Raw genomic sequence first — 6266 nt, forward strand, 5'->3', positions numbered from 1 at the left:
AAAGAAAAACTTGATTAATAATGTACAGGATTAATTCTACTACAAAATTGGAAGGAGGGGGCAACCATCGATCCCTACCTCCCACACTCCGAGAATGATTATTATTCTTGAGAATGAATAGTTTATTTTTTGGAAGTCCCTCACGACCCTTACAAGCACCAGACATCCGCAGCTCGATCGTCTTTCAATCCCCCGCCCTTTTACCTTGGTTAACCGTTTGGCAAAACGTGGCTTTTGGTTTGAAATTAAAGCGGATGCCCCGCCTCGATCATCAGCAATTGCGCGAAAGGGTTCACACCGCCGTTAAAAGCGTCAAACTAGATGGCTTCGAGCGTGCCTATCCTCATCAACTATCGGGCGGTATGGCTCAGAGAGTTTCTCTAGCCCGCGTCCTCGCCCGGCGCCCCTCTCTCCTCCTCCTGGATGAGCCGTTTAGCGCCCTCGACGCGATCACCCGTTTCGAGATGCAAAAACTCCTCCTAGAAGTCATAGCTCTCTATAACAGCACGGTTCTCCTCGTTACCCACGACATCGACGAGGCCCTATTAGTGGCTGATCGAGTTCTTCTCATGGGCCGTCATCCGGTGGGCATCCGCCGAGAATGGACCATCTCGATGCCGAAACCCCGTTTCGAGTCAGCCAAGCTTTTGAGTGATCTACGCCGGTCAATTTTTCAAGAATTAGCCCTTGTCATGACACTGTAAATCTATGAACCTACACCATAATTGTGCTTGTTGCGGCATGAGCCGTCGAGATTTCCTGAAACTTTCGGCACTGTTTACCAGTTCCTTCGGGGCAGCGATCGCCGCCGATAATTGGAATCTCCCTGTTCACGCCAATGCCAAAGATCAGCCTGTGAAAATCGGTTATCTACCGATTACGGATGCCGCCCCCCTATTGGTGGCACACTGGCGAAAACTTTATCAAGCGGAAGGTTTAACTGCCGAACAACCGCGCCTATTCCGCTCTTGGGCGCAGATTGTTGAGGCCTTTCTCGCTCGGCAGGTGAACGTTATTCACGTTCTTTTTCCCACCTCGATCTGGATTCGTTACGGGCGCAATTTCCCCGCTAAAATCGTCGCTTGGAACCATACCAACGGTTCAGCCCTCACCGTCCTACCCGATATTGAAAATCCCAGGGAATTGGGAGGTAAAACGATCGCGGTTCCTTTCTGGTATTCGATTCATAATTTGGTCTTGCAACAACTCTTACAACGTAACGGGCTGAAAATAGTTCGCAGAGCCAAGGACGCGCCGATCGCTTCTAACGAGGTTAATCTAGTGGTTCTCCCGCCCCCGGATATGGTATCAGCCCTCGCCAATAAGAGCATCGGTGGTTATATCGTGGCTGAACCTTTCAACGCGGCGGCGGAAAATCTCAAAACCGGTAGGGTTCTCCGTTTCACCGGCGATGTCTGGAAGAATCACGCCTGTTGCGTCGTCTTTGTTCACGAGGAGGATATTAGGCAACGGAAACAATGGACGCAGAAGGTGGTAAACGCCCTCGTTAAAGCTCAACTCTGGTCCCGGAGCAATCGCTCGGAAGTGGCCCGGATTCTCTCTAAAGATGGTGGAAAATATACCCCTCACCCGCTGCCAGTATTGCAACGGGCGCTTACTTACTACGATCGCAATTTCTATAAAAAAGACGGGGCGATCGAGAATCCAGCTTGGCAAGTCAACCGGATCGATTTCCAGCCCTATCCTTTCCCTTCCTATAGGTCGGAACTGGTACGCTTACTCAAAACCACTCAGGTGGAAGGAAATACGGATTTTCTCCAAAAACTGCAACCCCGACAGGTGGCGCGGGATCTCGTGGATGACTCTTTTGTCCGTAATGCCTTGCAACAGGTGGGCGGACCGAAAGCTTTCGGCTTACCGAATAATCTCTCCCGCATCGAGACGATCAAATTTTAAAGGTCCGAACCTATGAAGTCACAATCTTTGACCTCCCCGCCAAGAGCTTTACTACCCTTATGGGGTATGGGTTTTGGATTATTGCTCTGGTGGCTATTTACCAGTCCTCTATGGCACTCAAACCCGATTTTAAATGATTTTTCCCCTGAGCGATCTTTTGTCGCTTTATTACAGCTTTTTGTTGGGGGGGAGATTATGCCCCATATCCTCACCAGTTGCCGCCGGGTTATTGTGGGCTTGGTTCTCGCTAGTGCCATCGGTGTGCCGTTGGGGGTATTAATCGGGTTGTATCGCTCCCTTGAATCGGCTTTGTCGGCCCTATTTCAATTTCTACGCATGATCTCGCCCCTTTCTTGGATGCCTTTAGCGGTGATGGTTTTGGGAATTGGTGATCTACCCGTGTATTTTTTGCTGACGGTGGCGGCCATCTGGCCGATCCTTCTCAATACGGCTGCTGGGGTTAATGCGGTTGATCGCTCTTGGTTGACTTTAGCCCACAGTCTCTGTGCTACGCGAGGGGAAACGGTTTTCCAGATTATTCTGCCTGCGATCCTCTCCCATCTCTTAACTGGTTTCCGTTTGGCTATAGGTATTATCTGGATCGTTCTTGTCCCGGCGGAAATGCTGGGGGTTAGTGCGGGTTTGGGTTATTATATTCTCGATACACGCGATCGACTCGCCTATTCAGAGTTGATGGCAGTGATTCTCGTTATTGGTGCGATTGGTTATCTGCTCGATTGGGGTTTGCGTCTGGCTCATCGCTCTTGGACGCATCAAGATTAGCCTATTGGTTCAACTATGGGGGAAGTGGGAAGTGGGAAGTCTTGGCGCTGTTCCTTAGTTGAAAGAGCGGGCCAGACGACTAACCCCAGTATGTAATAACTGTTCCAAACTTTGGCGATCGCTGATGGCTTGAAGATTGATCACAAAACAGGTTAAACCCAGTCCAAAGAGGATAAAAGTGGGGGCCATAACCACACCAATCATCAACCAGGTGGCGACGTGGAGAAACATGGTGATGGCGAACAACAAAGCTAGGGAAGCAATGGGGAAGATTTGACGGGTAGGACGACCGAAATAGAGAAAAAGAACCGTTAAAAGGGTGGTTACTAAGTTAGCGGGTACTAAAAAGGCACAAATCGAGACGCAATAGTTGCGGGAAAATTCAGCGAGGGTATTAAAATCTACCATTAATATTACTTTACAATTGCCTGAGTCTTAGTACTCTCGATTGTAGCGGAAAATTTAGATGATCGGGTTGAAGGTGACCAAAGAGGGATGAAGCTGTGGTGCCATAGATTTTCGAGAGGGAGCTAAAACGAGGATCGGGGTATAGATCCTCCGGTTATAATGAAATCTGGGAAAATGACACCGCCCCATCCCGAAAACTCTCACCCCTTGCTAGGTATAATTGATCGCAGGAAAAATTTTATGAGTAAATTTGTCTTTGTCACCGGGGGAGTTGTCTCCAGTATTGGGAAAGGAATTGTCGCCGCTAGTTTGGGAAGATTGTTGAAAAGTCGGGATTATTCCGTCTCAATTCTGAAATTAGACCCCTATATCAACGTGGATCCGGGTACAATGAGTCCTTTTCAACACGGAGAGGTATTTGTCACCGATGATGGGGCCGAAACCGACCTCGACCTTGGCCACTACGAACGTTTTACCGATACGGAACTCTCCCGTCTCAATAGTGTGACTACTGGCTCGATTTATCAAGCGGTATTGAATAAAGAGCGCCGTGGTGCTTATATGGGGGGAACCGTGCAGGTAATTCCCCATATTACCAACGAAATCAAGGAAAGGATTCTCCGGGTGGCCAAAGATACCAACCCCGATATTGTCATCACAGAAATTGGTGGTACGGTGGGAGATATCGAATCTTTGCCTTTTTTAGAAGCAATTAGGCAATTTAGGAAGGATGTGGGTCGAAATAACGTAGTTTATATGCACGTTACCCTAATTCCTTGGATCCCGGCCGCCAAGGAGATGAAAACGAAACCGACGCAACACTCGGTTAAGGAATTAAGATCGATCGGTATTCAACCGGATGTGTTAGTCTGTCGTTGTCATCTACCCCTACAACCGGGGTTAAAAGAAAAACTCTCAGCTTTCTGTGATGTGCCGGTAGAATCGGTGATTACTGCTCAGGATGCCAGCAGTATCTATGAGGTTCCTCTCAATCTGGAAAAAGAGGGATTAGCGCAACAAACCCTAGAATTATTAAACCTGGGTCCCCGATACCCCCATCTGGAGGAGTGGGAAAATCTCATCCGACAGATGCAATCCCCTAGTCAAAAATTAGAGATAGCTATCGTTGGTAAATATGTGCAATTGGGGGACGCTTATCTCTCGGTGGTAGAGGCCCTCAAACACGCTGCTATTGCCCTTGATAGCGAGATAGAATTGCGTTGGGTAAGTGCTGAAGATGTGGATAACGATTCGGCCGAAGCTCATTTAAGCGGTGTTGACGGTATTGTTGTACCCGGTGGTTTTGGTATTAGGGGTGTGGATGGCAAAATTAAGGCGATCGAGTATGCTAGGGTCAATAATATTCCTTTCTTGGGTCTCTGTTTAGGGATGCAGTGTTCGATTATCGAATGGGGTCGCAATGTGGCCCGATTGGAAAGGGCCAATAGTTCCGAATTTGAAGAGGATACACCGAATCCAGTGATTAATTTACTGCCAGAACAGGCAGATGTGGTGGATTTAGGGGGAACAATGCGCTTAGGTCTCTATCCCTGTCGTTTAAATCCCGATAGTCTGGCTTTCTCCCTCTACGGTCAAGAGGTTATCTATGAGCGCCATCGTCACCGTTACGAGTTCAATAATGCCTATCGTAGTCTCTTTTTTGAGACTGGTTATCTGGTGAGTGGCACTTCTCCCGATGGTCGTTTGGTGGAAATTATCGAACTACCAAAACATCCTTTCTTTATTGCTACCCAATTTCATCCCGAATTTCGCTCTCGTCCCAATAAAGCTCATCCTCTCTTTTCTGGTTTCATGAAAGCGGCCCTCAAAGGTAGAGAGGAAAAGTTCTCCCTTAGTAGTCAGCATTCAGCTATTAGTTAGGGTTTGCTGGGTTTTATTGGCTCAAAATTTGTTTTTTTTGGGGGGAAACCCCCGAAAATTTGTCATCTTAACCCCAGTCTGGCCTAGGGTTTCCCGAATTGACGTTGATAAACTACTTCTTCCTTGCCAGATTCCAGTTTAATATCCGAGCGAGGATAGGCCACACATAACAAAGCATAGCCCTCTTTTTGCAGGTCGGGGGATAATCCCATGCCCTCACCTTGTTCGACGCTACCCTGGGAAAGTTGAGCGGCGCAGGTAGTACATACGCCCGCATTGCAAGAACTGGGTAAGTCAATCCCCGCATCGTAGGCCGCTTGTAGTATAGTTTGATCTTCCCTAACTTCGATCGTTTGTATTTTTCCTAAATGAGAAATTTCTACTTTGTGGGTTGTGGTCATAGCTAATGAATGATGCTTTGAACTTCACCTATTTTATCATTCTAGATTGGGGGCTCTTCTGGTTTCTGTGTGGAAACGAGGTCTATACTGATAGTTTTTTTCCAAAAATAGTCCTAAAAGTGTTGCCTAGTAAGCATTTCACGATTCTATAAGCAAAAATTATCGACCCTGGTATGTACTCCCGTCACGAGCGTCTCTAGTTGCGCTTTTCCTCCCGGGACTGCCGTGATTAACTTTGTCCAAGCTGTCATCCTTTTAACCACATTATAGCCGCGACTGCGGGCTAACTCATCCAAATGAGCGATCGCACTGTCCACCTCTACCCCCATCACCCGTTCTGACAGGTGTAGGTTTATTACAAAGAGGTGAGCAGTCACACACTCAAGGTGAGAAAATCAAGCTAGAGAGGCTCTTCTAGGTTCTGTGTGATAAGTTTAACTTACATTATGATCGATCGATCTTTGTGTCCTTTGTGTCTTTGTGGTTCGTTCCACCCCCTCGCTCTTGAGAATGTATCTTAGAATACATTTTACCCACCAAACCTGGGAGAGCCAAAATTCTTTAACCTTGTCACAAGTAAAGGTTTTTCTTTTGTCAGGGTGAATCTCTTGGAAAAGTTTTTCTGTGACTCTATTGATTTCCGATGCGGTTTTGTTTTTGGCTAATCCTACTACTAAAAATTTCGAGGCTTTGTCCATATATGTAACGAGAACTCCTAGATGATTGCCTCCAATCATTGTGTCACTTTCCCAATGACCGATTTCAGTTTTCTGGTCAGCAATTACTGGTCGCTCGCTGATATCTACCCGCCCTGGAATCCCTCCACGCTTACTTTTTGCTCCGCCTCGACTCTTTCTTTGACAAAGCCCCCGGCGT

The 6266-nt window shown here is 47.3% G+C and carries 7 protein-coding genes and 1 pseudogene; 4 read left to right on the forward strand and 4 right to left on the reverse strand.

Annotated features, from left to right (window positions below):
• Positions 1-113: 113 nt before the first annotated feature.
• Genes IM507_RS09090 through IM507_RS09100 form a run of 3 tightly spaced genes read left to right on the forward strand, consistent with a single transcriptional unit; the run spans position 114 to position 2700 of the window.
• Positions 114-704 (forward strand): ABC transporter ATP-binding protein, encoded by a 591-nt coding sequence (locus tag IM507_RS09090; protein ID WP_287636912.1) that lies wholly within the window; start codon positions 114-116, stop codon positions 702-704.
• Positions 705-708: 4 nt separating this feature from the next.
• Positions 709-1917, forward strand: a complete 1209-nt coding sequence (locus IM507_RS09095; protein ID WP_287636913.1) for an ABC transporter substrate-binding protein — start codon at positions 709-711, stop codon at positions 1915-1917.
• Positions 1918-1929: 12 nt separating this feature from the next.
• Positions 1930-2700 (forward strand): ABC transporter permease, encoded by a 771-nt coding sequence (locus tag IM507_RS09100; protein WP_103111318.1) that lies wholly within the window; start codon positions 1930-1932, stop codon positions 2698-2700.
• Between the two features lie 54 nt (positions 2701-2754).
• On the opposite strand, the gene IM507_RS09105 is transcribed toward IM507_RS09100, so the two are convergent.
• Positions 2755-3108 (reverse strand): hypothetical protein, encoded by a 354-nt coding sequence (locus IM507_RS09105; RefSeq protein ID WP_069475553.1) that lies wholly within the window; start codon positions 3106-3108, stop codon positions 2755-2757.
• 240 nt (positions 3109-3348) lie between these two features.
• Here IM507_RS09105 and pyrG point away from each other — a divergent pair, with 240 nt between their 5' ends.
• Positions 3349-4989 (forward strand): glutamine hydrolyzing CTP synthase, encoded by a 1641-nt coding sequence (gene pyrG / locus IM507_RS09110; protein WP_069475568.1) that lies wholly within the window; start codon positions 3349-3351, stop codon positions 4987-4989.
• Positions 4990-5072: 83 nt separating this feature from the next.
• On the opposite strand, the gene IM507_RS09115 is transcribed toward pyrG, so the two are convergent.
• The 3 genes and pseudogenes from IM507_RS09115 to IM507_RS09125 form a co-directional block, all read right to left on the reverse strand.
• Positions 5073-5390 (reverse strand): 2Fe-2S iron-sulfur cluster-binding protein, encoded by a 318-nt coding sequence (locus IM507_RS09115; protein ID WP_002732025.1) that lies wholly within the window; start codon positions 5388-5390, stop codon positions 5073-5075.
• Between the two features lie 146 nt (positions 5391-5536).
• Positions 5537-5767 (reverse strand): DUF3352 domain-containing protein, encoded by a 231-nt coding sequence (locus IM507_RS09120; protein WP_238142312.1) that lies wholly within the window; start codon positions 5765-5767, stop codon positions 5537-5539.
• 177 nt (positions 5768-5944) lie between these two features.
• Positions 5945-6266 (reverse strand): annotated as a pseudogene (locus tag IM507_RS09125) (IS30 family transposase); the annotation flags it as partial.

This window comes from Microcystis sp. M20BS1, from assembly GCF_020245305.1.
GTDB classification, from domain to species: Bacteria; Cyanobacteriota; Cyanobacteriia; order Cyanobacteriales; family Microcystaceae; genus Microcystis; species Microcystis ichthyoblabe_A.